Below are 23,742 nucleotides of genomic sequence, written 5' to 3'. Positions count from 1 at the left end.
GGAGCTTTGAGCAGCATAAAATCGGATCCTGTTTTTATATTTTTGTAATCCGTGGTCACCCCGCCAGCCACCCGCGAAATTCATCGCCGAGTTGTCCCATACACTGGCAGGAGGACCATAATGCTTTCCCTGTAAAATAATTACAACTGTTCCTTTGTCGAAGTCATATTAGACTCGCGGCCTAGGCCGCATCGAGCATTCCCTGACGCACGATGAAGCTGATTATCTCCTGCAACCCCTTGCCTTCCTTGAGATTTGTGAATACGTAGGGGCGCTCGCCACGCATTCTGCGGGTGTCTGTTTCCATCACCGCCAGGTCGGCACCAACGTAGGGTGCAAGGTCGATTTTGTTGATGACCAGCAGGTCGGACTTGGTGATGCCCGGTCCGCCTTTGCGTGGAATTTTTTCCCCTTCTGCCACATCGATGACATAGATGCACAGATCGGCCAGCTCCGGACTGAACGTGGCACTGAGATTGTCACCGCCGCTCTCGACGAACACCACGTCCAGGTCTCCATGACGACGCGCAAGATCCTCTACCGCCGCCAGGTTCATCGAGGCGTCCTCACGAATCGCGGTATGTGGGCAACCACCCGTCTCGACGCCCACGATCCTATCTTCCGGGAGTGCCTGGGCCCGAGTCAGGATCTTCGCATCCTCCTGGGTATAGATGTCATTCGTCACCACGGCGATGCTGTAACTGTCCCTCATCGCTTTGCACAACACTTCCAGCAATGCGGTTTTTCCCGAGCCCACTGGGCCACCGACACCAATACGTAAAGGCGCTTTATAGTCACTCATAGGTTCACTCTACTCTGTCTGTCGATTCGTTTTGGGTTGCCGTTTCAAGAACGAAACAACCTGGAGTATTGGGTTTCGTGCAGACTGCTCGCTATCGCCAGTGCCGGCGTGGAGCTGCCCACATCGCGATCTTCAATCTTTGCCGCCTGATCCAGTAGCGCCGGCAGGGTTTCCGAGAGCCGCATCAGTAACTGTTGCCCATCAGTCTGCCCCAGGGGCACAAGCTTCACGCCGGCCATAACGGCATTTTCCAGCCAGCTCCACAGATAACCTCGACACAGGCTGCGACTGTCGATACCCCAGTGCCTGGCAGCCTGCGCCATTCCGGCCAGCTGGGTAGTTTCGGTACCTGGTCGAATCGTTTCCGGCAACGGCACCTCCAGTGCCGGCAGCAACCGCATCAGCGCCTGAGCGCGTTGACGCTCCTCGGCTCTGAGTTCACTGCTCTCGCGGCTGGCGATGAGGTAGCGACACCAATCGTTGAAGCGCTGGTTATCACCGTTTTCCAGCGCATCGGACAGCCTGAACAGTACCGGGGCCTCAAGGCTCGCCACACTGTGCTCGAGTACCGAAGACAACCATTCATTGAGGCTCTTTTTATCGGACACCCATCCACATTCGATGGCCCACTCCAGCCCTTGGGAATAGGTAAATGCGCCAACAGGCAATGCGGGGCTGATCAGTTGATACAGCCGCAGTTCCGCTAGCACCGCCTCACTCCTGAATACGCGTAGCTTGCTTGCCGATCGCCTTTTTCTTTCTGGAAACAGTACGACGCAAGGTGACGGCGCCCCCGATCACGGCAGACAGCACCGTGACTGTTACCAGATGATCCGGTTCGGTTAACACATGCCCGAAACCAGCAAGAAAAGATCCGGGGTGTTCCCCCTCATGAGCAAAGCTCAGCGAGGGCATCAGTACTGCTGTGGCAACAGATAGCTCTTTAAACATGCGCATAAAAGTTTATTCCTTGTGTTCAATTTCCGGCAGCTTAACTCAATGGGAATGCGAAGCATGATGATCGTGATGGTGGTGACCATGGCCCTCACTGGAATACGCGCCCGCCTCAGGTTCGAATGGTGCCCGCTCGCAGACTACCTCGGCACCTAGCCCCCGTACCATATCGTCCAGAACATGGTCGTGCTGATAGCGCAGCAGGCCGGCTTCAACCTGCAACGGGACATGACGGTTACCCAGGTGATAGGCGCAGCGCATCAACAGTAAGGTGTCTGCACTGCGGATGGTCGAGACCGACTCGGGGGCCGCGACCACTTCGACCACTTCACCGCACTCGCTGAGCAACCGGTCGCCGCCGCGCAGGATCAGGCCGCGGGGCAGGAACAGTCCCGCCTCACGTCCATCCTCCAGTTCGACGCGCAGTCGGCTGCGGATGCGCGAATCGATCGGAAGGCACAGGCTGGCGGTAGCCTCACGATCAGACTCCACTTTTGATATAATTCTTATCATATTGATTTACAGTCCTTTTCTATCGACGTAAGTGTGACGCTCAGAATAGGTAGTAACGCTGAGTCATCGGCAACTCTGTCGCTGGCTCGCACACCAACAGTTCACCATCGGCGCGCACCTCATAGGTCTGCGAGTCGACCTCGATCTTAGGCTGGTAACTGTTCAGTACCATCTTGCCCTTGGTCACGGAGCGGCAGTCGCGCACCTCGCCAATAAGGCTTTCCAGCCCCAGCTGACTCGGAATGCCGGCAGCCAGTGCAGCCTGGGACATGAACAGCATCGACGTGCTCTGAACCGCCCGCCCAAGGCTGCCGAACATCGGCCGATAGTGCACCGGCTGGGGAGTCGGGATCGAGGCGTTGGGATCCCCCATCGGCGCCACCGCTATCATGCCGCCCTTGATCACCATACTCGGCTTGGTACCGAAGAACGCGGGACGCCAGAGCACGAGGTCCGCCAACTTGCCCACCTCCACTGAACCCACCTCGTGGGCGATACCGTGGGTCAACGCCGGGTTGATGGTGTACTTGGCGATATAGCGCTTGATCCGGTTGTTGTCGTTGCGCTCGGAGTCGCCTGTGAGCGCACCACGCTGCACCTTCATTTTGTGCGCGGTCTGCCAGGTTCGGGTAATCACCTCACCCACCCGCCCCATCGCCTGGGAGTCGGATGAGATCATAGAAAACGCGCCCAGGTCGTGCAGAATATCCTCCGCGGCGATCGTTTCCCGGCGTATACGGGACTCGGCAAAGGCCACATCTTCGGCAATGGAGGGGTCCAGGTGGTGGCAAACCATCAGCATGTCCAGATGCTCATCGACGGTGTTGACCGTGTAGGGCCGGGTCGGATTGGTCGATGACGGCAGAATATTGGACTCACCACAGGCCTTGATGATATCGGGTGCATGCCCACCACCAGCGCCTTCGGTGTGGTAGGTGTGGATCACTCGGCCGTCGATCGCCGCTAGCGTGGTTTCGACGAAACCCGATTCGTTGAGCGTGTCGGTATGGATCGCAACCTGCACATCCATCTCGTCAGCGACCGTCAGACAGCAGTCGATAGCCGCGGGTGTCGTACCCCAGTCCTCATGCAGCTTCAGGCCGATGGCACCCGCCTCTATCTGTTCGCGCAGCGCCTCCGGCTTGCTGGCGTTACCCTTGCCGAGAAAGCCAAGGTTCATCGGCAGTGAATCGGCCGCCTCCAGCATGCGATGTATATTCCATGGACCCGGAGTACAGGTCGTGGCATTGGTGCCGGTTGCCGGTCCGGTACCGCCCCCCAGCATCGTGGTGATACCGGAGCAAAGCGCTTCGTCGATCTGCTGCGGGCAGATGAAGTGGATATGCGAATCGATACCGCCGGCGGTAAGGATCTGCCCCTCTCCTGCAATCACTTCCGTGCCGGCCCCAATGGCAATATCCACGTTGGGCTGTATATCGGGATTACCAGCCTTGCCGATCGCGGCGATCCGCCCGCTCTTGATGCCGATGTCGGCTTTGACGATCCCCCAATGGTCGATGATCAGGGCATTGGTTATGACCAGGTCCATGGTGCGGGAGCTGGGCCTTTGTCCCTGCCCCATACCGTCGCGGATCACCTTGCCGCCGCCGAACTTCACCTCCTCGCCATACGTGGTGAAATCCTTCTCCACCTCAAGCAGCAGTTCGGTATCCGCCAACCGTACCCTGTCTCCAGTGGTTGGGCCGAACATCTCAGCATAGGCGCGTCTGGAAATAGTAGCCATATTGAACTCCTTTAATCGGCGAGCTTAGAGTGCGCCCATGACTCGACCCTGAAAACCGTATACCTCTCGAGCGCCAGCGTAAGCGACCAACTCGACGGTACGACTCTGACCGGGCTCAAAGCGCACGGCCGTACCGGCGGCGATGTTAAGCCGGAATCCGCGTGTTTTATCGCGATCAAACTGCAGCGCGTCGTTCACTTCGAAAAAATGGTAATGAGAGCCGATCTGCACCGGACGGTCCCCGGTATTGGCAACTTCTATCGTCAGGGTTTCACGGCCGGCATTCAGTTCGATCTCGCCAGGCTCGGTTAAAATCTCTCCGGGTTTCATCGTGCCTCCTCAGACAATCGGCTCATGCACAGTCACCAGCTTGGTTCCGTCAGGAAATGTGGCCTCGACCTGTACTTCAGTCACCATCTCGGCAACGCCGTCCATCACCTCCTCGCTACTGAGCAGCGTGCGTCCGTAGTCCATCAATTCGGCCACGCTACGCCCATCGCGCGCACCCTCAAGGATTGCAGCACTGATATAGGCTACCGCCTCTGGATAGTTCAGCTTAAGTCCGCGAGCCTTACGCCGCTCGGCCAGCAGTGCTGCCGTAAACAGCAACAGCTTGTCTTTCTCTCTTGGTGACAGTTCCATGATCGTCCTCTACTTGCTTTTGTATCCGGCTACCCGCAGCGGGACCAGCTCATGCCCACTTCACGCATATAAAGCAAAATGCGTTCCCAAACAAAGATGTAGCGCTTACCCCCTATGTGTAGACGAGGTCGGCTGGTGCCTCAATCGGGAGTAGTTTTCAGCCCTGATGGGTGTAAAACGCACCTCTTCCGTCTTCCGGGCCCACTACAGCTCGAGTCAGACGACTGCTACAGCTTAGCTCAGCCCGAGGTATGGAGTTAAAGCATTAAGTATTGCGCCCCGATACGGTGCAATCTTTTTCCGCAGCCGGTCCGTTTTGGTGCGCAGCGAGCTGAGGCTGGTATATGTGGCAGACCTTGCTGCCGATATATTCACCCTGCTGAACAGGTACCTGTCCAAAAACAAGGCTCCAGACGCCCTGCTGTTTGATGAAAAAACAGTCAATTTGATCTGTTTAGCTCCCCATCAATTGGTGTATTTTAATGGCTACAGCTTTTTATTCGGTCCCGGGCAACGCCTTAGGAAGTATCGATAAAGCTCGTTCTGGTTGGCGCACTAATTGCTGCCGCACAAGGAAGTAAGCCGAGCTGCCGCTGTGCGGCTCTGCAAGGGGGACGAGGTGACAGATCATCAAGCTTTCGATGCCCTATGGCTGTTGCTCGCCGCAGTTCTTGTGCTGGTGATGCAGGGCGGGTTTCTCTGCCTCGAATCCGGACTTACCCGCAGTAAAAACGCGATCAATGTCGCGCTTAAGAACGCCTTCGACCTCCTCGTTACCACCGCCCTCTTCTGGCTGATCGGCTTCAGCCTGATGTTCGGGCCTTACGACGGCTGGGCACCGGACCTGGGCCTGATGGCTGCGGACTTCAGCGAGCGCCCCTTCTGGGATGCCGCTTTCTTTTTTTTCCAGCTTACATTTTGCGCGACTGCCGCAACGATCGTCTCCGGCGCAATCGCCGAGCGCACCCGTTTCAGTACCTACATCCTGCTCACCTCACTGATCGCCGTGATGATCTACCCGCTGTTCGGCCATCTGGCCTGGGGCGGTTCACTTACGGGCGCACCGGGATGGCTGGCTGAGCAGGGGTTTGTCGACTTTGCCGGCAGTACGGTAGTGCACAGTCTTGGTGGCTGGGTGGCACTGGCCGCTATCGTGCTGGTGGGTACCCGTCACGGTCGCTTCGTCAATGGAAAGGCGCAGCTGATTCCGAGCAGCAACCTGCCCTTTGCCATGCTGGGCATGATGTTTTTTATCATCGGCTGGATAGGGTTCAACGGTGGCAGTACCCTCGGCTTCACCACCGCCATTCCCGGCATCATCGTCAATACTCTGGTCGCCGCAACGCTCGGCGGTATAACCGGCATGCTGATGGGGTTTACCGGCAGCCAGAACAACCAGGGGGCGCAACTGACGATCAACGGCACTCTGGCCGGTCTGGTCGCCATTACCGCCGGCTGCCACGCGGTAACGACGACAGAAGCAGCGGTAATCGGCTTTGTTGGTGCGCTTTGCATGCGAGGCATGGAGTTGCTGCTGTTGAGATTACAGCTCGACGACGCCATCTCGGCCACCCCGGTCCACCTTGGCGCCGGCATCTGGGGCACCCTTGCCGTAGGTCTGTTTGGTGACCCGGCAAAACTCGGCACTGGCTTGGACTGGTACGAGCAGGTTCTAGCCCAGGTTAAAGGTATTGCCATCTGCGCAGTCTGGGCTTTTACCCTGAGCTTTGTATTTCTACTGATACTTCGGCGTTTCATGCCGCTACGTGTCTCCTCCGAGGCGGAGCATGAGGGGCTCAACAGCTCAGAGCATGGCGCCAGTACCGAGTTGACCGATCTGCTGTACGCCATGAACGAGCAGGAGCGTACCGGCGATATGAACCGGAAGATGCCGGTTGAACCCTTCACCGAAGTGGGACAGATCGCACAAAAATACAACCAGGTGATGGCAAAGCTGAACCGGATGATCTCCCGTACCCAGCTGATCCTCAAGGATATGCGCGATGGCGTCATCACCTTCAGCGAACAGGGGATCATCACCAGCGTGAACCCTGGCGCGGAGGAGATTTTCGGCCGTAGACGACACCAGTTGGTCGGTCAGTCGGTCAGTGTACTGCTCCACGGCGAGAATCAGGCCCTCTACCCTCACACCCAGATCGAGCGCCTGCTGACACTGATCGCCGCCAGTCAGAACGAGGGCCCCCACGAGCTGATCGGACGCAAGCAGGATGGTAGTGCCACTCCTATAGAGGTGATGACGTCAGCCAGCCCTACCGACGAAGGGGTTCAGTACAGTGCGGTCATCCGGGATATCAGTGAACGGAAACGGATGGAGGATCGTCTGCACCGCCACTCCGAGTTGGCGCAGGTTACCCTGGAGGCGATCACCGAAGCGGTGATCACCTGCGACGGCCAGCTAAACACCGTTTACCTCAACCCGGTGGCGCAGCATCTGACCGGCTGGCGAGTCGAGGATGCCTTCGGTCAATCGATAGACCAGGTGGTCCGGCTGCAGGATGCCAACCGGGACAATGTCTCTATCGCCGCGCTGTGCAGGGAAAGTAGTTCCGACGATGAAAGCCGGCAGCTCAGTTTACTCGGCTGGCGAGGTCGACGCTCGGAGGTACAGCTCAACTGCGCCCCGCTGCACGATGCTAAAGGCACGCCCGTGGGCTGGGTGGTGGCGATGCAAGATATCACCCGCAACAGCGAGCTACAGGCCAAACTCACCTTTCAGGCAGTACATGACGCACTGACCGGCCTGGTCAATCGGCGCGAGTTCGAGCGCAGGCTGGAACAGCTAATACTTTCAGCACGCACCGACAACAGCTCTCATCTGGTCTGCTACCTGGATCTCGATCAATTCAAATTGGTCAACGATACCTGCGGCCACCGCGCCGGTGATGCACTGCTTCGCCAACTGGCGCAGGAGGTCAAGGCGCTGGTGCGCCAGGGTGACACGCTGGCCCGTCTTGGCGGAGATGAGTTCGGAATACTGCTGGCCAACTGTCCGGTGGAACAGGGGCGAATGATCGCAGAACAGTTACGTCAAACCATAAAGGATTTCCGCTTCTCCTGGGAGAACCAAATCTTCTCCGTTGGCGTCAGTATCGGCCTGGTCCCCTTCGGTCAGGACTGTCCCAGCTTGGATGAGTTGTTGAGCGTGGCCGATGCCGCCTGCTACGCGGCGAAGGATATGGGGCGTAACCGGGTGCACCTGTATCAGCCAGACGATGTGGAGCTCAGTCATCGGCAGGACCAGATGCAGTGGGCGGCGAACATCCAGCATGCTATCGACTGTGACCGGTTCAGGCTCTTCTTCCAGGTCATCGAGCCATTGAGTGTCCAGGCCGGTCAGGTACCCCACATCGAGATCTTCGTGCGTATGCTCGATGAGCATGAGCAACTGGTGCCGCCTGGCGCCTTCATCCCGGCCGCCGAGCGCTATGACTTGATGCCGCGCATCGACCAATGGGTTATCTCCAATACCCTGGCCTGGCTGGGTGACCGGCTCCACGTCGATAACAGCCCGCTGCACTGCGCAATCAACCTGTCCGGCGCATCAATCGGGGGCAAGGAGTACCTGGAACGGATCAAGGCCGACATCGAGCGCCATCGGATCCCGGCCCACTACCTCTGCTTCGAGATCACCGAGACCGCCGCGATGCTCGACCCGGAGGCGGCCTGCAGCTTTATCGAAGAGCTCAGATCCCTGGGCTGCCACTTCGCCCTGGATGACTTCGGCAGCGGCCTCTCCTCCTTCGGCTACCTGAAAAAGCTTCCCGTTGACTACGTCAAGATCGACGGCATTTTCATCCGCGATATGGCCAACAATGAGATCGATCAGGCGATGGTCGCCTCGATCAACAACATCGCCCATATCATGGGTTTGAAGACCGTAGCGGAGTTCGTCGAGGACAGGAAGACCATGGGGCTGCTGCGCCAGATCGGCGTTGACTACGCCCAGGGCTACCTGATCGGTGAACCGGCGCCGCTGGAGCAACTGGGACGGGTGCGCGTCATGCCGCGCTAACACCCGCAGCTTTTTTGAACTGGGCACCGGCACCACTGTCACCTGCCCGAAACCTAAACGCAATACACTGCGCAGGCGTAAGAAAGAGCGGAGCCAGCGCATGACCCTTTCCCCGTTTTACCAGGATATACGCGAACAGTACGACGCCTTCCTGCAGCAGTCAGCCCGGAAGTTCAATCCCCATGACACCCTGCGTATCGACCTGCACTGCCATGATTACAACAGCGACGTACCGGATGAACTCTGGGGGCGGTTGTTACGCCTGCCGGAGACCTGGCTGAAAACCGAAGAGCTGGTGGGCGCACTCGAGCGCGCCGGCACCGACCTGATCACCATTACCAACCACAACAACGCCCGCTCCTGCTGGGCGCTGCAGCGGGAAAACCCCAGGGTACTGAGCGGTACCGAGTTTACCTGCCACTTCCCCGGCGACGAACTCAGCGTCCATGTACTGATCTACGGCTTCGACCGCGAGCAGGAGCGCACGCTCAACGATCTGCGCCATGACATCTACGCCTTCTGCGCCTATGCCAAACATGAAGATCTGCCCACAGTGTTGCCGCACCCGCTGTTTTTCTACACCCATGGGCGGGAGGTAGATCCGGAGATTCTGGAGCGATTCGCGCTGCTGTTCGAGCGCTTCGAGGCGCTCAACGGCCAGCGCGGCTACTGGCAGAACCTGCTAACGCTGCGCTGGATCCAGAGCCTGACACCGGAGCGGATCGATGCCTGGTCCCGCAAGCATGGCATCAACCCCTACGACTACTGCCGCGACCCCTACCGCAAATCACTGACCGGCGGATCCGATGATCACAACGGCCTGTTCGCTGGGCGCTGTGGCACCCTGCTGGAGGTGCCAAATCTCAAGCAGCGCGTGGAAGCTGGGGAATCGCTTCCCGCATTGGCACTGGAGGCGATTCGCGAGGGACGTACCGCGCCCTACGGTTTTGTCGGCGAGGAGGAGAAGCTGACCACCACCTTCCTCGACTATTTCGCCCAGGTCGTGCTGAACATGGAGGATCCGGGGCTGCTGCGCATGCTGCTGCACAAGGGGGAGCTGAAGGACAAGATGCTCTGCCTGGCCCTATCCAACCTGCTGCAGGAGTTACGCCGACACAAATATACCCTGAGCTTCCTGGAGACCTTCCATCATGCGCTCAAGGGGCGCAAGCCCAGCCTGCTGATCAACCTGGGGGTATCGCGCGAATTCAAACCGACACTGAAGCTGATCAAGCAGATCGCGCGCACCCAGCGCAAGGAACCCGAGCGCTTCCCCGAAATACTGCGCGAGGCGATACCCCAGCTTCACCGCGAGATCAGCCATACCCTGTTCAGCCGCGTGCACGAGCAACTGTCACGCATAGATCATGACAGTCTAAGCGACATGCCGGTCGACGAGCTGGTGCGCCTGCTGGAGGTGCCAACCCACTTCCGCGCCCTGTTCTCCAGCGAGCGCAGCAATGGCTCCGATATGTCACAGGTCAACCTGGGCCAACTGATGGACAAGCTGACCTTCCCAGCCCTGTCGGCCGGCGTACTGGCCGGGGCTGCCTTTGCCAGCACCCGTGTGCTTTACTCCAATCGCGGGTTTCTCGACCGCCTGGCCGGCCAGCTTGGCGCCACCCGCCACCCCCAGCGTATTCTCTGGCTGACCGACACCTTTGTCGATCGCAACGGCGTCTCTTCAGCGTTAAGGGACGTGCTGACCCAGGTCCAGAAACATGAGCTACCGATCGACCTGTTGGTTTGCCACCCGACTCTGAAATCCCAACCTCACCTGCAGGTAATTCGGCCGTTGACGGCGTTTCACTTCAACCAGCTGGGCGAGCAGACAATCCATGTGCCGGACCTGCTCGAGGTACAGAAACTGTTCGAACGCGGTGGTTACGACCGCATCATCTGCTCAACCGAACTGTGCATGGGACCGATCGCCCTATACCTGAAGCAGGCCTACTCGGTGCCCGCCTGGTTCTACATGCATACCGACTGGCTCGAGTTCCTCAGCCGCAAAACCGCTATCGACCACCATGCCCAGGATCGCATACGGCGACTGATTCGCGCATTTTATCAGCAGTTCGACGGAACCTTCGTGCTCAACGAAGACCATCGAGAGTGGCTGATCGGGCCCGACATGGCGCTGCCGGAAGAGAGGGTAAAACTGACCGCGCACTGGGCCGGTGTCGCTTCAGAGGTCGCCAGCCTGATGCCCAAACCGCACAACGAAGCCCCTATCCTGCTCTATGTGGGCCGCCTCAGCGAGGAGAAGGGAGTCATGGACCTGCAGCACGTTTGGGACAGGGTCCGTTCGGCTCATCCTGGCGCCCAGCTGTGGATCGCCGGCAGTGGGCCGGCAGAGAAAAAGTTGCGCAAGGCGTTGCCCGATGCCACCTTCTTCGGCTGGGTGGAACAGTCGCAGATGCCGCAGATCTACCAGCAGGCCGACCTTCTGCTGCTACCCTCACGGTTCGATACCTTCGGTTGCGTGATCCTGGAAGCGATGAGCTCGGGACTGCCGACGCTGGCGTACAACTGCAAGGGACCGAAATCGATCATCAAGCATGGACGCAGTGGACTGCTGGCCGAAGACACGGAGACGATGGCGCAACATGCCATCAACTATCTCAGTGACCCGGCTTATCAGGGTCGTCTGCGGGTGGGAGCTTTGGCCCGCTGCCTGGACTATTCACCCAAACGAATTCTTAACGACCTGCTAACCGACATGGGCATTGACGAGAGCGTCAAGTGGCCCAAATCCGAGGGGGTACAGCCTCTAAACCGCTTACGCAAGGTCTGATCGAACACCAGATGGCGGAGAACAGGCGCAGGATCGGTTCTGTTCCCGCCCCCAATGCACGAACAACTAATACCCCGTCAATCAGCGTCGCCCCCACCTCGAGTGCACTACAGTCGGTAGCGGCAATAACGGCCCGAATCTGGTCCAGCAGGTCTTGGCACGAGGCTACACAATCGCGACCGGGAACGATAAACAGGCTGGCCTGCATTGGGTAGCCCCGCAGCCCTGCCGCGGCATCGACCAGCCGCCGCCCATTGGTCCGCAGCTGATCGATCAGGATAAGTTCGCCGTCGATACTCACGCGGGTCAGGCTGTTCACCTCGCCCATATCGAAAGCTTCATGGTTCACCGGTCGTCCCAGGCACTGCAGATCCCAACCGATAAAGCCAGCACCCGACTCCAGCGCCACATGAGTTTCAACCCGTACGCAGGCGTCGGGAAAGAAGATATTTTCCTGCGGCAGCCACTCCAACACACCACCAGACTCAACGCTAAGGGTCTGCCTTTGGGTCGCCAGGCGACCGCCGGAGCGGTAGAACTTGGTCGCCCCGGGCGTGGTGATCAACGCCTGCGCCCCGGCCTCCACCCTTACCTGGATATCCAGGCTATCCCCCCCCACCACACCACCCGGAGGATGCAGCAGATAGGTGTGGCAAACGCCGGTCTGTTCGGGGTAGAACGGACGCTGCACCGCCAAAGGGCCACATCGCTCACGCTCGACTATGCGAGTTTTATCGCCACGTTGCGCATAACGCAGTCTCAACAACGCTTCCCATCCCTGGGCGGTTACCGCCTGGTTCATCGCGTCTCCTTAACAGACCCTTATACCGTCAGATACTCTTTCACCAGTTGATCGTCGAGCTCGGCCATGGCGCCCTTGGCCACCGCCCGTCCACGATCCAGTATACAGAATCTGTCGCCAACCTTACGCGCAAAGGGCAGCTTCTGTTCCACCAACAGCACGGTCAGATCCATCTCCCGGTTCAGCCGTCGGATGATATCGCCGATCTCCTGTACCACGTTGGGCTGGATCCCCTCGGTCGGTTCATCCAGGATCAGCAGTTGCGGGTCGACCACCAGTGCACGGCCAATCGCCAACTGCTGCTGTTGACCGCCGGACAGGTCACCGCCCCGGCGTTTCATCATCTCCGCCAGTACTGGGAACAGGTCGAAGATGAAGTCGGGTATCCGGCGCTTGCCGCGCGGCAGCACCGGCAAGCCGATCTGCAGGTTCTCTTCGACGGTGAGTAGCGGGAAGATCTGCCGCCCTTGGGGCACGTAGCCGATCCCGACCCGGGGACGCTGCTCCACCGACTTCTTCAGCAGATCTTCCCCCTTGAACTGGACGCTGCCGCTCTTCACCGAGTGGTGTCCCATGATGCATTGCAGCAGCGTGGTCTTGCCGACGCCGTTACGCCCCATCAACACCGTACACTCACCCGCCGGTACGCTAAGTTCTACATCCCAAAGTGTGTGACTCTGGCCGTAATACTGGTTGAGTCCCTGAATCTCCAGCATCGATCCATCCCCCCTCTCTGCATTACTCACCAAGATAAACCTCAACCACTTTACGATTGTTCTGCACCTGCTCCATCCGCCCCTCGGCCAATACGCTGCCCTGATGCAGCACGGTTACGGTGCGATCCTTGCCCGCCAGGCTGCGGACGAAATCCATATCGTGCTCGACCACCACCACCGAGTGTTTGCCGGCGAGCGAGGTCAGCAGTTCCGCGGTACGGTCCATCTCCTGGTGGGTCATCCCCGCCACCGGTTCATCCACAAGCAAAAGCCGGGGCTGTTGCATCAGCAGCATACCGATCTCCAGCCACTGCTTCTGGCCATGCGACAGGCTTCCGGCACGCATCTGCGGCAACTCCTTCAACCCGATCAGATCGATGACCTCGTCGAGTCGATCGCGCTGCTCGCCACTGATCCGGGCACCGAGGATCCGCAATACCGCACGATCCCCTGCCATCGCCAGCTCCAGGTTCTCGAATACGGTCAAATATTCGAACACCGTAGGTTTCTGGAATTTACGGCCGATCCCCGCCTGGGCGATCGCCGGTTCATCCATATCCAGCAGATTGATGGTCTGGCCGAACCAGGCCGCGCCGCTATCCGGGCGGGTCTTGCCGGTGATGATGTCCATCATCGTGGTCTTGCCGGCCCCGTTGGGGCCGATGATGCAGCGCAGTTCACCATCGTTGATGTACAGGTTCAGGTCGTTGATCGCCTTGAAACCGTCAAAACTGACCGAGATCCCCTCCAGATAGAGCAGCACATTTTTCTCGACGTTCAGATTCGCCGCGCTCTGCGGCGCCATGAACGAGAATACGTGGTCACGGTCGAGCACTTCCGCCATCGTTGATTGCAGACTCATCACACCGCCTCCTTAGGTCTGAGCAGTCCGGTGATACCCCGGGGCAGCAACAGGGTGACCAGCACGAACAGGCCGCCCAGCGCGAACAGCCAGATATCGGGCAGTTCGGCGGTGAAATAGCTCTTCGCATAGTTGATTACCAGGGCACCGACCACGGCGCCGTAGAGCGTTGCACGGCCACCCACTGCGACCCAGACCACCACCTCGATGGAGTTCAGCGGCGAGAATTCGTTGGGGTTGATGATCCCGACCTGCGGCACATAGAGCGCACCGGCGACACCAGCGATCATCGCCGATATGGTGAAGATCCAGAGTTTGACGTTCTCGACCCGGTAGCCCATGAACCGCGCACGGGATTCCGCATCCCGCACCGCGACACAGACCCGGCCCAGGCGGCTCTGCATCAGGTAGCGGCAAAGCAGATAGGCGAACGCCAGCGCCAGCGCCGAGGCGATGAACAGCCCGATGCGAGTGCTGTCTGACTGCAGGCTGAAACCGAGCAGATCCTTGAAGTCGGTCAGGCCGTTGTTACCGCCGAAGCCCATCTCGTTGCGGTAGAACGCCAGCATCAGGGCAAAGGTCAGTGCCTGGGTGATGATCGACAGGTAAACGCCGGACACGCGGGAGCGGAACGCCAGCGCACCGAACACAAAGGCCAGAACACCCGGGGCCAACATCACCATGATCGCGGCGAACCAGAACTGGTCGAAGCCCTGCCAGAACCAGGGCAACTCCTGCCAGTTCAGGAACACCATAAAGTCGGGCAGTTCCGGGTTACCGTAGACACCACGGTCGCCAATCTGGCGCATCAGGTACATCCCCATGGCATAGCCACCCAGGGCAAAGAAGGCGCCGTGGCCAAGGGTCAGAATCCCCAGGTAGCCCCAGACCAGATCCACCGCCACCGCCAACAGCGCCAGGGTCAGGTATTTACCGATCAGGGTCACGGTATAGGTGGGTAGGTACAGCGCCGAATCCGGCGGCAGCGAGTTCAATATCGGCACCAGTACGATGGACAGTGCCAGCAGCGCGAGCAGTATCTGCCCGCCGCGGTCATCCTTCATTATCCTCCACAGAAACATCGATCAGCCCTCCGCTGCCCGGCCACGCTGCGGGAAGAGTCCGCGCGGGCGCTTTTGGATAAACAGGATGATGAAAACAAGTACCAGGATCTTGGCCAGCACCGCACCGGCCCAAGGCTCGAGTACCTTGTTGGCTACCCCAAGACTCAGGCCCGCCACCAGTGTGCCCCAGAGGTTACCGACACCGCCGAACACCACGACCATGAAAGAATCGATGATGTAGGACTGGCCCAGGTTGGGACCGACGTTGGTCAGTTGCGACAGTGCCACGCCTGCGACGCCCGCCACACCCGAGCCCAGGCCGAAGGTCAGCGCATCCACCCATTCGGAGCGCACGCCCATGGCGCGGGCCATGGCACGGTTCTGCGATACCGCGCGCACCTGGAGGCCCAGCGAGGTGCGTTTCAGCACCAGCAACAGGGCAAAGAACACCATCAGGCAGAACACGATGATGTACAGACGGCTGGTGGTCAGCGACAGCACCGGGTTTATCTCGATCAGACCGCTCATCCACTCCGGCGTCTCCACGCTGCGGTTGAGCGGCGAGAAAATGGTGCGCACCGCCTGCTGCAGCACCAGTGAGATACCGAAGGTAGCGAGCAGGGTCTCCAGCGGACGACCATAGAGGAAACGGATCACGCCGCGCTCGATGGCGATGCCGACCAGTGCCGACACCAGGAAAGCGCAGGGGATCGCCACGATGATCGAGATGCCGATATGGTTGGGCATCAGCTGCTGAATCACGTAGGTGGTGTAGGCTCCGAGCATGATCAGCTCACCGTGCGCCATGTTGATGACGCCCATGACGCCGAAGGTGATCGCCAGACCGATACCGGCGAGAACCAGCACTGAACCGAGGCTCAGCCCGAAATAGAGGGTTTCTATCCCGCCGTAAAAGCTTGCACGCTGCTCGATATCGGCCAGCGCCTTTTCCGCAGCGCTCTTCAGCGACTTGCTGTCGGTGGCAGCGGCGTATTGACTCAGCGCATTGCGCGCATCCGGTTCCAATGAACCGGCCAGGGTATCGATGGCATCGCGAGCGCGGGCTTCGTCCGCGCCGGGCAGTTCGCCGATCGCAATGGCGATCTGCATCACATCGCGTACCGCGGCACTCTGCTCCTCGGCATAGGCCTTACGCATCAGCGATAGTGTCTCGCTGTCCATACTGCCGAGCATCGCACGCACCGCTGCCAAGCGGCGCGACAGATCGGCGGCTTTGAGACCCAGCTCGGCCTGGATCTGCCTTACCTGCGATCGTAGTTGATTATTCAGCGTTATCTTCTTGAAATCTCGTTTCTTTTCAATAACGATCTGGTCGCCCGACGCGATCGAGATTGCGGGTTTACCCCTGTCGTAGTCATCGATCTGATAAAGCCGGTCATCATCTTTGTTGTAGTAGAGGCGGCTATCCATCAACAGCGTCAGGATCTGCGGGGTCTGGGGATGATCGTTCTCGGCCAGCAGTTGAATTGCCTGCCCCTTTTCGTCAAAGCCACGACTCATCAAAAGTTCGGCCGCCTGGCTGTAGACCTCCTCTTCGCTAGCGGCCATAGCACGCAAGGGTGCGAGCAGAAGCAACAGACTGAGCAGGCATAGTGCGCCAAATGTCCGTACTGTCATGGGTCATTACCTGGAAACAAGAAGATGGGAGCCGGTGCCCGTCAAACGGGCACCGGCGTTTGTAACAAGAGCTCGGAACAAGATTCCGGCCCAAGTCGCAGACGGATCAGAAGTTCTGACCGGAGCACTTGCCGGTTTTGACGTTGTAGTTACCGCAGGACAGCGGTGCACGCCAATCGGAGACGATATCCTTGGAGCCTTCCAGGTAGTCGGACCAGGCATCACCGACCACGGTACCCGGAGTGCTGGACACCACGGCAAACTGGCCGTCATCCTGGATCTCGCCGATCAGCACCGGCTTGGCGATGTGGTGATTCGGCATCATGGTCGCGTAGCCACCGGTCAGGTTGGGAACGGCAACACCGATCAGCGCGTCCTGCACTGCTGTTGGGTCTGTGGTGCCCGCCTTCTTCACTGCCTCTACCCACATGTTGAAACCGATATAGTGTGCTTCCATCGGGTCGTTGGTGACACGCTCTTCGTTCTTGATGAACTCATGCCAAGACTCGATGAACTCGTCGTTCTGCTCGCTATCGACGCTCATGAAGTAGTTCCATGCCGCCAGATGACCGACCAACGGTGCGGTATCGATACCGGCCAACTCCTCCTCACCGACGGAGAACGCAACTACCGGGATATCGTCAGCGGTTACGCCCTGAGCGCCCAGCTCCTTGTAGAACGGCACGTTGGCGTCGCCATTGATGGTAGAAACCACGGCAGTCTTCTTGCCTTCAGCGCCGAACTTCTTGATATCGGAGACGATCGACTGCCAGTCGGAGTGACCGAACGGCGTGTAGTTGATCATGATATCCTCTTCGGCCACGCCCATGGACTTCAGGTAGGCTTCGAGGATCTTGTTGGTGGTACGCGGGTAAACGTAGTCGGTTCCTGCCAGTACCCAGCGCTCGACGCCGAGTTCCTCTTTCAGGTAATCGACCGCCGGGATCGCCTGCTGGTTGGGCGCGGCGCCGGTATAGAACACGTTCTTGGAGGACTCTTCACCCTCGTACTGCACCGGATAAAACAGGATGCTGTTTAGCTCCTCGAAGACCGGCAGCACCGATTTACGCGATACGGAGGTCCAGCAGCCGAACACGGCGGACACCTTGTCCTTCTCGATCAGCTCACGCGCCTTTTCCGCGAACAGCGGCCAGTTGGATGCAGGGTCGACGACTACCGCTTCCAGCTGTTTACCCAGCAGACCGCCCTTCTTGTTCTGCTCATCGATCAGCATCAGCATGGTATCTTTGAGCGTGGTCTCACTGATCGCCATGGTACCGGAGAGCGAGTGCAGTACACCCACCTTGATGGTATCGGCCGCCATTGCAGCAAAGCTCAACATTGACGCACCCAGGCCCAGAGCCACACCCGCTGCCAGCTTCTTCATTCTCATCTCGTATCCCCTTCGGTTTTTAGATTCGCAACAACACCTGCTATCGATTGTCATTGAAGGGAACAAGAGGCGGTATGCGTTGATCGGCCAGGCGGGGTACGTCATTTGACGTATGGGAGCAGGACCGAGCTTTATGATGGCGTGACAGAACTCGAGTACGGCTTCCGGTGTCAGTACAACACGGTGGCTAACATTGTGCTGTTCAGAAAAATTCAATCGTCAGGATGATCAGAGCTTCTATATAATGCGACGCCCTACGAAACCTCCATCTCCGCAAAGTCTACAAGCCCTCGGAACGGTCAAAAGGATCAGGTTTGATGGTTAATGTTACGAAATTCTTTGCAGTCAGCATGCTTGGACTCTTTGTCGCAGGCTGTGCTTCAACAACTAGCCGGTTTGTAACGCCCGATGAGGTGAGTGACTACCTGATCGAGCAGACACCTGCGGATATCAAAAGAGTATTGGGTACGCCACGTACCATAAAGCATATCGATCCCAATACCACGGTGTGGACCTACCACTCAGATATGATTCAGAACAAAAAAGCGACTCAAGGTCAGTGCGAGATGGTAATTACCTTTGAGGGTGGAAAAGCGGTAAAGGCGCAGGTTAATGCTACGGAGTTCTCCCCTTTCGCGGCTCCACTAGCGACGTGTAACCTGATGCTAGATGGTCTTTAAGAGGTAACCAAAGTGCACGGCCCGGTTAAAAGCCGTTTCGGTTACCGCCTGATAAAAACGCTCTATCGTAACGGATAACCTGCCCTACGTAGCTGAACCGGGTACCGTGAACGCTGATATTCGCGCCAAAGCAGTTACAGGCGATAGCTTTAGCTACTATCGGCACGTAGCTGCCGTCAGTGCTTCTCTCGGCAGCGCCCCTGAACGACGACTTGTACGCTGCCGCCGATTTGTCGCCAGCATTAGAGTCTTCTGATATATATAGAGTACTAACCGATTTCTTATTACAGGATCGAATGATGGTAAAACAACTGATTGCCCTGATGACCCTGCTGCCGGCCCTGTTGCTGACTCTGGTTGCCCAGGCCGGCCCTCAGGAGGATACCGGCTGGAAAAAGATTGCAGACGGCGCGCTGCTGGTCGATGTGCGTACAGAGCAGGAATATGCCAGCGGCCATCTCGATGGTGCCCTACTGATTCCCTACCAGCAGATCGTCCAGCAGTTTGCCGACCGTGACATCCCGAAAGACCAGCCGGTTGTGCTCTACTGCCGCAGTGGTAACCGCGCCGGTATCGCAGAGCGCGCGTTGAGTGAGGCGGGGTATACCCAGGTGTTCAACGCCGGGGGATTCACAGCCCTGGAGGCAAGTAAACCGGCTAATCTGCGCATCAGTAACTAAGCTGCCTGTACATCGATAACTGATGCGCCTGATTGCTAAACGGGGGCAAGCCTCCGAACCTGCCACAGCGTTTCAATAAAGTCAGCTTATTGAATGGCAACCAGTATCCTTAATGCCACACCGGCCGCCGAAGTACGGTTCTCCACCCCCAGCTTCGGAAAGATCTGTTCCAGATGCTTGTTCACGGTACGCGGGCTCATCTCCAGAATCTCGGCGGCTTCGCGGTTGGTCTTGCCGTTGGCGATCCAGTAGAGCACCTCGGACTCGCGCTCAGTGAGATCCAGCTTCTGCCGCAGCAAGGTCGCGCCATCCGTGCGCTGCAGGTCGAGCAGTTTCATCAGCGTTTCGCCATTTTCCTGTCGGCTGACCAGCTTGACCGCCAAGGGATAGTCCAGGCCGTCAAGCTCCAGCTGTTCCTCCAACTGCGGTTTGTGCTCAAGCCAGTAACGCACCTGCGGGGCGAAGTTGGCATTCTTCCACTGTTCATCTAGTCGGGCGCGGGCCAGCAAGGCATGGGCCTGTGGTGTAGCCCATTTGATCCGGCCGTCATCACCAACTGTCAGCAGGTGCTGGCCGAGGCTGTCGAGCGCGGTACGCGCACTTTGTGCCAGCCGAGCGTTACCAAGGTGCACCTTCATCCGCGCCAGTAGCTCGTTTGGCTTTATCGGTTTGGTCAGGTAATCCACTCCCCCCGCTTCCAGCCCCTTGATCACGTCGCCGGTCTCGACCAGCCCGGTCATGAAGATAACCGGGATAGACGCCAGCTCCGGGTCAGCCTTTAGTGCACGACAAGCCTCGAAACCGTCCATATGTGGCATCATCCCGTCCATCAGGATGATGTCGGGCCGCATCCGCTTGGCGATCGTCAGCGCCTGCCGGCCCTCCAACGCCACCAGCACATCAATACCGGCCGCTTCCAGCGCGTCGTTGATCAGGCTCAGCGTATCGGGGGAGTCGTCCACCACCAGTGCTATATCGGTACGTGTGCTCTCGCTAGTCATACGTCTGAAGACTCCAGACACTGGGCCAGCTGCGCGAACTGCAGGTTGGCGGTTAGCTGGTTAAGGTGATGTAACGTTTGCGCATCAAGTACCCCCTGCTCGTTCAACTGTGCGAGGGTCTCGCGCACCCCCTTACGATAACCGATTTCGGCATAGGCGCGCAGTTCATGGATCAGCTCATGGTCGGGGATCTGCAAATCAGCCTCCACCGACGCTTTCACATCCGCCGGTTCGGCGAGCACCGTGCTGGTTGCCGCCGGCTCATCGGACTGATAGATCCACACTAACTCCAGGTGACGCCCAACCTTGTCCAGCAGCGCCTGGTTTTCGACCGGCTTTACCAGATAATCGTTATAGACGGGATCGGTTTCAGGCTCAGTGCGATACTCCCGTGCATCTGCCGACAACATCAGTATGGGGGAATCGATCCCGCGCCGACGCAGCTCCTGTGCCAGTTGCAGGCCATTCATTCCGGGCATCGATATATCCAGCAGGAACAGGTCCGGACGACTATTGTGGAGCAGAGCCAGACAAGCCTCGGCGTCGTGCGCTTCCAGCGTGTGAAAACCAAGCGGCGCCAACAGGTCAGCCAACAGCCCCCGCAATACCGGATCGTCATCTACCAGACAAACTGTTCGCCGATCACCGTCGTAGCCAATCAGATGCTTAGCCTTGGTTTTTTCGCGGCTCTGCGGGTCGAGCCAGGGCAGCATCAGGCTGACGGAGAAACGGCTGCCCTGGCCCTGCTCGCTCTGCACCCGCAGGTCGCCACCCATAATCTCGGTCAACAGTTTGACGATGGTAAGACCCAGGCCGGTGCCGGGCAGATTCGGGCTGTCGGCAGTGCGCACCCGCTCGAAGGGATCGAAGATCCGGGTCAGATGCTCCTCCGGTATGCCCGGCCCACTATCCTGGATACTGAACTCGGCCACCTGGTTGCGATAGTGGATTTCGAATTCCACCTGGCCGCTGGCGGTGTACTTCACCGCGTTGGAGAGCAGGTTAATCAGGATCTGCCGCAGTCGTTTTTCGTCGGCACTCACCAGCTGCGGTAGAGGATCGTGTATCCGGCAGCTAAAGCCGATCCCCTTGCCCCGCGCCTGCATGGCAAACATATCGGCCAATTGATCGATCAGCTCGGGGAGCTGGACCTGGTTGCGGTAGAGTTCCAATCTGCCCGCCTCTATCTTGGAGATATCCAGCAGCCCCTCGATCAGATCGGCCAGATACTGGCCGCTGCGGTGGATGGTGCTCAGCCCCGGTCGCAGCCGTTCCGGCGTGTCTTGTCGATCCCCGAGCAGTTGCGCATAACCGAGAATCGACTGCAGGGGTGTGCGCAGTTCATGACTGATGCCGCTGATATAGCGGCTCTTGGCGGCGTTGGCCCGTTCAGCCTGCTCCTTGGCCAACTGCAGTGCCCGGTCGGTCTGCTCGTGCGCCTCGATCTCGCGGATCAGCTTGCGGGTCTGCCGGTTGGACTCCTTCTGCGCAACCAACCTGCTTTCATGCGCCAGCAGGAAGAACCAGGAGATGACGCCGGAGGCGATCAGCAGGATAAAGAAGAGGGTCCATAACGTCTGGCTGAGCAGCTCGATCTGTACCGGGTCCTCTGGCTGCATCTGGCGATACACCAACGCCAGAAGCGCCCCGAGCAGCAGATTCACCGGCAGCAACATGCCGACGAAGCGCCCAAAGCGGGAGTTGATCGAACGCACCACACGACGTGGCAGGAACAGGCGCAGGAACGCGATCAGCTGTGCCGAGAAGCGTGCTCTCGGCTTACAGCTATCCATGCAGCGCGCATCCAGCGAGCAGCACAAAGAACAGATCGGCTGCCCGTAGGCCGGGCAGTAACTCATATCTTCCCGCTCGAAGTGATTTTCACAGATACCGCAGTTGATATGCGCGGTAGCCTCCGCACCGCCGTGAGGAATCATCTCCAACTCGGCGGGCTGCCGCGCCAGGTAGAACCGCCCCTTGGTCAGCCAGGCGATCAGCGGCACCGCGATAAAGCAGATCAAAAGGGCGATAAAGTGGGACAGGGTTTTGACCACCTCGCCGAACCAGCCCAGGTAGCAGAGAATGCCGAGAACGGTAGCCAGCAGCATGGAGCCCGTGCCGACCGGATTGATGTCATACAGGTGGGCACGCTTGAACTCCACGTAGGAGGGGCTCAAGCCAAGCGGCTTGTTGATTAGCAGGTCCGCGGAGAGGGAGCCAAGCCAGCTGACGGCGACGATAGCGAAGATACCGAGGATCGCTTCCAGCGCCTGGTAGATGCCCAGCTCCATCAGGATAAGGGCTATGGCAACGTTGAACACCAGCCAGACCACTCGTCCCGGATGACTGTGGGTCAGCCGAGAGAAAAAATTGGACCAGGCGATGGAGCCGGCATAGGCGTTGGTCACGTTGATCTTCATCTGCGACAGGATCACCATCAACGCCGCCAGTACCAGTGACACCGATGGCGACTGGGTCAGGTAGGTGAACACCATCTGGTACATGTAGGTGGGGTCACTGGCTCGGCTGAATGATTCGCCCTGACTGATGGCAAGATAGGCCAGGAACGAGCCCAGCAGCATCTTGATCAGGCCGACGAATACCCAGCCGGGGCCGGCCAGTATCAGCCAGAACCACCAACGGCGCTTGTTGGACTCGGTCTTCGGTGGCATGAAGCGCAGGTAATCCACCTGCTCTCCAATCTGCGCCACCATGGCGAAAAACACCGATGCCGCCGCGCCGAACAGCAGAATATCGAAATGGTCGCTTCCGGTCCGGCTGATCGGTGCAAAGCTGACCCAGTCCGCCATGCGCTGATACTCATAGACCACCACCACGACCAGAGCCGTGCACTGCAGCAGCAGCCACAGGGTCTGCGTCCCGACCTGAAACCGGCTGATCGCCGAGATACCGTGGGTAACGATGGGGATGACCGCGACGGCACAGATCACATACCCCACCGACAGCGGAATACCGAACAGCGCCTGCAGCGCCGAGGCCAGGATTGCGGCCTCGATGGCGAAAAAGATAAAGGTAAACGAGGCGTAGATCAGTGAGGTGATGGTCGAGCCCAGGTACCCGAAACCGGCCCCCCGCGTCAGCAGGTCGATATCCAGACCATGCTTGGCCGAGTAGTAGCTGATCGGGAAGCCGGTAATGAAGAACACCAGGCAGACCACCAACATAGCGATCAGCGTATTGGTGAAGCCGTAGCTCAGCGTGACCGCCGCGGCGATCCCCTCCAGCGCGAGAAAGGCGGTGGCGCCCAGCGCCGTCTGGGCGACCCGTTCGATCGACATCCGCCGCCCGGCCCTGGCGGTGAAGCGCAGCGCGTAGTCTTCAAGCGTCTGGTCGGCGACCCACTTGTTATAGTGGCGCCGCACTTTCAGGATCGTCTGCGACGGTAACATGCTGTTGCCTTGCC

Annotated in this window: 19 protein-coding genes; 4 read left to right on the top strand and 15 right to left on the bottom strand. The window is 58.8% G+C overall.

Annotated features, from left to right (window positions below; translation table 11 throughout):
• Window positions 1-181 precede the first annotated feature (181 nt).
• Genes ureG through ureA form a run of 7 tightly spaced genes read right to left on the bottom strand, consistent with a single transcriptional unit; the run spans window position 182 to window position 4,655 of the window.
• A complete protein-coding gene (gene ureG / locus IEX40_RS08975) occupies window positions 182-802 on the bottom strand; it encodes an urease accessory protein UreG (protein WP_188747410.1) in 621 nt (206 codons plus the stop codon).
• Between the two features lie 44 nt (window positions 803-846).
• Window positions 847-1,512, bottom strand: coding sequence for an urease accessory protein UreF (locus IEX40_RS08970; RefSeq protein WP_188747408.1), 666 nt, complete (start codon window positions 1,510-1,512; stop codon window positions 847-849).
• Window positions 1,513-1,516: 4 nt separating this feature from the next.
• The gene (locus IEX40_RS08965; RefSeq protein WP_188747406.1) at window positions 1,517-1,759 is read right to left on the bottom strand and encodes a HupE/UreJ family protein; all 243 of its coding nucleotides are present in this window, start codon (window positions 1,757-1,759) and stop codon (window positions 1,517-1,519) included.
• A 39-nt stretch (window positions 1,760-1,798) separates the two neighbouring features.
• Window positions 1,799-2,269 carry an urease accessory protein UreE gene (ureE, locus tag IEX40_RS08960; protein ID WP_188747404.1) on the bottom strand — a complete coding sequence of 157 codons (471 nt, stop codon included), beginning with the start codon at window positions 2,267-2,269 and terminating at the stop codon, window positions 1,799-1,801.
• A gap of 40 nt (window positions 2,270-2,309) precedes the next feature.
• Window positions 2,310-4,013, bottom strand: a complete 1,704-nt coding sequence (gene ureC / locus IEX40_RS08955; protein WP_188747402.1) for an urease subunit alpha — start codon at window positions 4,011-4,013, stop codon at window positions 2,310-2,312.
• A gap of 24 nt (window positions 4,014-4,037) precedes the next feature.
• Complete coding sequence (locus tag IEX40_RS08950; protein WP_188747400.1) at window positions 4,038-4,343, bottom strand: urease subunit beta; 306 nt, start codon at window positions 4,341-4,343, stop codon at window positions 4,038-4,040.
• Window positions 4,344-4,352: 9 nt separating this feature from the next.
• Complete coding sequence (gene ureA, locus IEX40_RS08945) at window positions 4,353-4,655, bottom strand: urease subunit gamma (RefSeq protein ID WP_188747399.1); 303 nt, start codon at window positions 4,653-4,655, stop codon at window positions 4,353-4,355.
• Between the two features lie 619 nt (window positions 4,656-5,274).
• Between ureA and amt the strand changes: the two genes are divergently transcribed.
• Both amt and IEX40_RS08935 read left to right on the top strand, forming a co-directional pair.
• Entirely contained in the window at window positions 5,275-8,688 is a 3,414-nt protein-coding gene (gene amt, locus IEX40_RS08940; RefSeq protein WP_188747397.1) for an ammonium transporter, read from the top strand.
• Window positions 8,689-8,788: 100 nt separating this feature from the next.
• Window positions 8,789-11,482 carry a glycosyltransferase gene (locus tag IEX40_RS08935; protein WP_188747395.1) on the top strand — a complete coding sequence of 898 codons (2,694 nt, stop codon included), beginning with the start codon at window positions 8,789-8,791 and terminating at the stop codon, window positions 11,480-11,482.
• Here IEX40_RS08935 and IEX40_RS08930 read toward each other — a convergent pair.
• The 6 genes from IEX40_RS08930 to urtA all read right to left on the bottom strand — a co-directional run bounded on the left by IEX40_RS08930 (window position 11,427) and on the right by urtA (window position 17,957).
• A complete protein-coding gene (locus tag IEX40_RS08930; RefSeq protein ID WP_188747393.1) occupies window positions 11,427-12,284 on the bottom strand; it encodes an urease accessory protein UreD in 858 nt (285 codons plus the stop codon). The genes IEX40_RS08935 and IEX40_RS08930 overlap by 56 nt on opposite strands.
• Window positions 12,285-12,304: 20 nt before the next feature.
• Window positions 12,305-13,000 (bottom strand): urea ABC transporter ATP-binding subunit UrtE, encoded by a 696-nt coding sequence (gene urtE / locus IEX40_RS08925; protein WP_188747391.1) that lies wholly within the window; start codon window positions 12,998-13,000, stop codon window positions 12,305-12,307.
• 22 nt (window positions 13,001-13,022) lie between these two features.
• Entirely contained in the window at window positions 13,023-13,862 is an 840-nt protein-coding gene (gene urtD, locus IEX40_RS08920) for an urea ABC transporter ATP-binding protein UrtD (protein ID WP_188747389.1), read from the bottom strand.
• The gene (gene urtC / locus IEX40_RS08915) at window positions 13,862-14,926 is read right to left on the bottom strand and encodes an urea ABC transporter permease subunit UrtC (RefSeq protein ID WP_229680664.1); all 1,065 of its coding nucleotides are present in this window, start codon (window positions 14,924-14,926) and stop codon (window positions 13,862-13,864) included. The genes urtD and urtC overlap by 1 nt, the downstream gene beginning before the upstream one ends.
• A gap of 21 nt (window positions 14,927-14,947) precedes the next feature.
• Entirely contained in the window at window positions 14,948-16,564 is a 1,617-nt protein-coding gene (urtB, locus tag IEX40_RS08910; protein ID WP_188747385.1) for an urea ABC transporter permease subunit UrtB, read from the bottom strand.
• Window positions 16,565-16,670: 106 nt separating this feature from the next.
• Entirely contained in the window at window positions 16,671-17,957 is a 1,287-nt protein-coding gene (urtA, locus tag IEX40_RS08905; protein WP_229680663.1) for an urea ABC transporter substrate-binding protein, read from the bottom strand.
• Window positions 17,958-18,274: 317 nt separating this feature from the next.
• On the opposite strand from urtA, the gene bamE reads away from it, so the two are divergent.
• Together bamE and IEX40_RS08895 are read left to right on the top strand one after the other, a co-directional pair.
• Complete coding sequence (gene bamE, locus IEX40_RS08900; RefSeq protein ID WP_188747384.1) at window positions 18,275-18,637, top strand: outer membrane protein assembly factor BamE domain-containing protein; 363 nt, start codon at window positions 18,275-18,277, stop codon at window positions 18,635-18,637.
• Between the two features lie 299 nt (window positions 18,638-18,936).
• Entirely contained in the window at window positions 18,937-19,317 is a 381-nt protein-coding gene (locus tag IEX40_RS08895; protein ID WP_229680662.1) for a rhodanese-like domain-containing protein, read from the top strand.
• Window positions 19,318-19,403: 86 nt separating this feature from the next.
• On the opposite strand, the gene IEX40_RS08890 is transcribed toward IEX40_RS08895, so the two are convergent.
• Both IEX40_RS08890 and IEX40_RS08885 read right to left on the bottom strand, forming a co-directional pair.
• Window positions 19,404-20,318 (bottom strand): response regulator transcription factor, encoded by a 915-nt coding sequence (locus tag IEX40_RS08890; protein WP_188747381.1) that lies wholly within the window; start codon window positions 20,316-20,318, stop codon window positions 19,404-19,406.
• Window positions 20,315-23,728: an ATP-binding protein gene (locus IEX40_RS08885; protein ID WP_188747379.1), complete on the bottom strand. Its 3,414-nt coding sequence runs from the start codon at window positions 23,726-23,728 to the stop codon at window positions 20,315-20,317. The genes IEX40_RS08890 and IEX40_RS08885 overlap by 4 nt, the downstream gene beginning before the upstream one ends.
• Between the last annotated feature and the right edge of the window lie 14 nt (window positions 23,729-23,742).

Origin of the sequence: Marinobacterium zhoushanense, from assembly GCF_014641945.1 — a bacterium.
GTDB classification, from domain to species: domain Bacteria; phylum Pseudomonadota; class Gammaproteobacteria; order Pseudomonadales; family Balneatricaceae; genus Marinobacterium_D; species Marinobacterium_D zhoushanense.
The sequence above is the reverse complement of the archived record's forward strand: the minus strand, read 5'-3'. Positions and strand labels throughout refer to the sequence as shown.

What these genes read in the sequence shown, in the direction of transcription:
- ureG (WP_188747410.1), bottom strand. Translation starts at nt 802, where the DNA reads ATGAGTGACTATAAAGCGCCTTTACGTATTGGTGTCGGTGGCCCAGTG.
- IEX40_RS08965 (WP_188747406.1), bottom strand. Translation starts at nt 1,759, where the DNA reads ATGCGCATGTTTAAAGAGCTATCTGTTGCCACAGCAGTACTGATGCCC.
- ureE (WP_188747404.1), bottom strand. Translation starts at nt 2,269, where the DNA reads ATGATAAGAATTATATCAAAAGTGGAGTCTGATCGTGAGGCTACCGCC.
- ureC (WP_188747402.1), bottom strand. Translation starts at nt 4,013, where the DNA reads ATGGCTACTATTTCCAGACGCGCCTATGCTGAGATGTTCGGCCCAACC.
- IEX40_RS08950 (WP_188747400.1), bottom strand. Translation starts at nt 4,343, where the DNA reads ATGAAACCCGGAGAGATTTTAACCGAGCCTGGCGAGATCGAACTGAAT.
- ureA (WP_188747399.1), bottom strand. Translation starts at nt 4,655, where the DNA reads ATGGAACTGTCACCAAGAGAGAAAGACAAGCTGTTGCTGTTTACGGCA.
- IEX40_RS08935 (WP_188747395.1), top strand. Translation starts at nt 8,789, where the DNA reads ATGACCCTTTCCCCGTTTTACCAGGATATACGCGAACAGTACGACGCC.
- IEX40_RS08930 (WP_188747393.1), bottom strand. Translation starts at nt 12,284, where the DNA reads ATGAACCAGGCGGTAACCGCCCAGGGATGGGAAGCGTTGTTGAGACTG.
- urtE (WP_188747391.1), bottom strand. Translation starts at nt 13,000, where the DNA reads ATGCTGGAGATTCAGGGACTCAACCAGTATTACGGCCAGAGTCACACA.
- urtD (WP_188747389.1), bottom strand. Translation starts at nt 13,862, where the DNA reads ATGAGTCTGCAATCAACGATGGCGGAAGTGCTCGACCGTGACCACGTA.
- urtC (WP_229680664.1), bottom strand. Translation starts at nt 14,926, where the DNA reads ATGAAGGATGACCGCGGCGGGCAGATACTGCTCGCGCTGCTGGCACTG.
- urtB (WP_188747385.1), bottom strand. Translation starts at nt 16,564, where the DNA reads ATGACAGTACGGACATTTGGCGCACTATGCCTGCTCAGTCTGTTGCTT.
- urtA (WP_229680663.1), bottom strand. Translation starts at nt 17,957, where the DNA reads ATGAGAATGAAGAAGCTGGCAGCGGGTGTGGCTCTGGGCCTGGGTGCG.
- bamE (WP_188747384.1), top strand. Translation starts at nt 18,275, where the DNA reads ATGGTTAATGTTACGAAATTCTTTGCAGTCAGCATGCTTGGACTCTTT.
- IEX40_RS08895 (WP_229680662.1), top strand. Translation starts at nt 18,937, where the DNA reads ATGGTAAAACAACTGATTGCCCTGATGACCCTGCTGCCGGCCCTGTTG.
- IEX40_RS08890 (WP_188747381.1), bottom strand. Translation starts at nt 20,318, where the DNA reads ATGACTAGCGAGAGCACACGTACCGATATAGCACTGGTGGTGGACGAC.
- IEX40_RS08885 (WP_188747379.1), bottom strand. Translation starts at nt 23,728, where the DNA reads ATGTTACCGTCGCAGACGATCCTGAAAGTGCGGCGCCACTATAACAAG.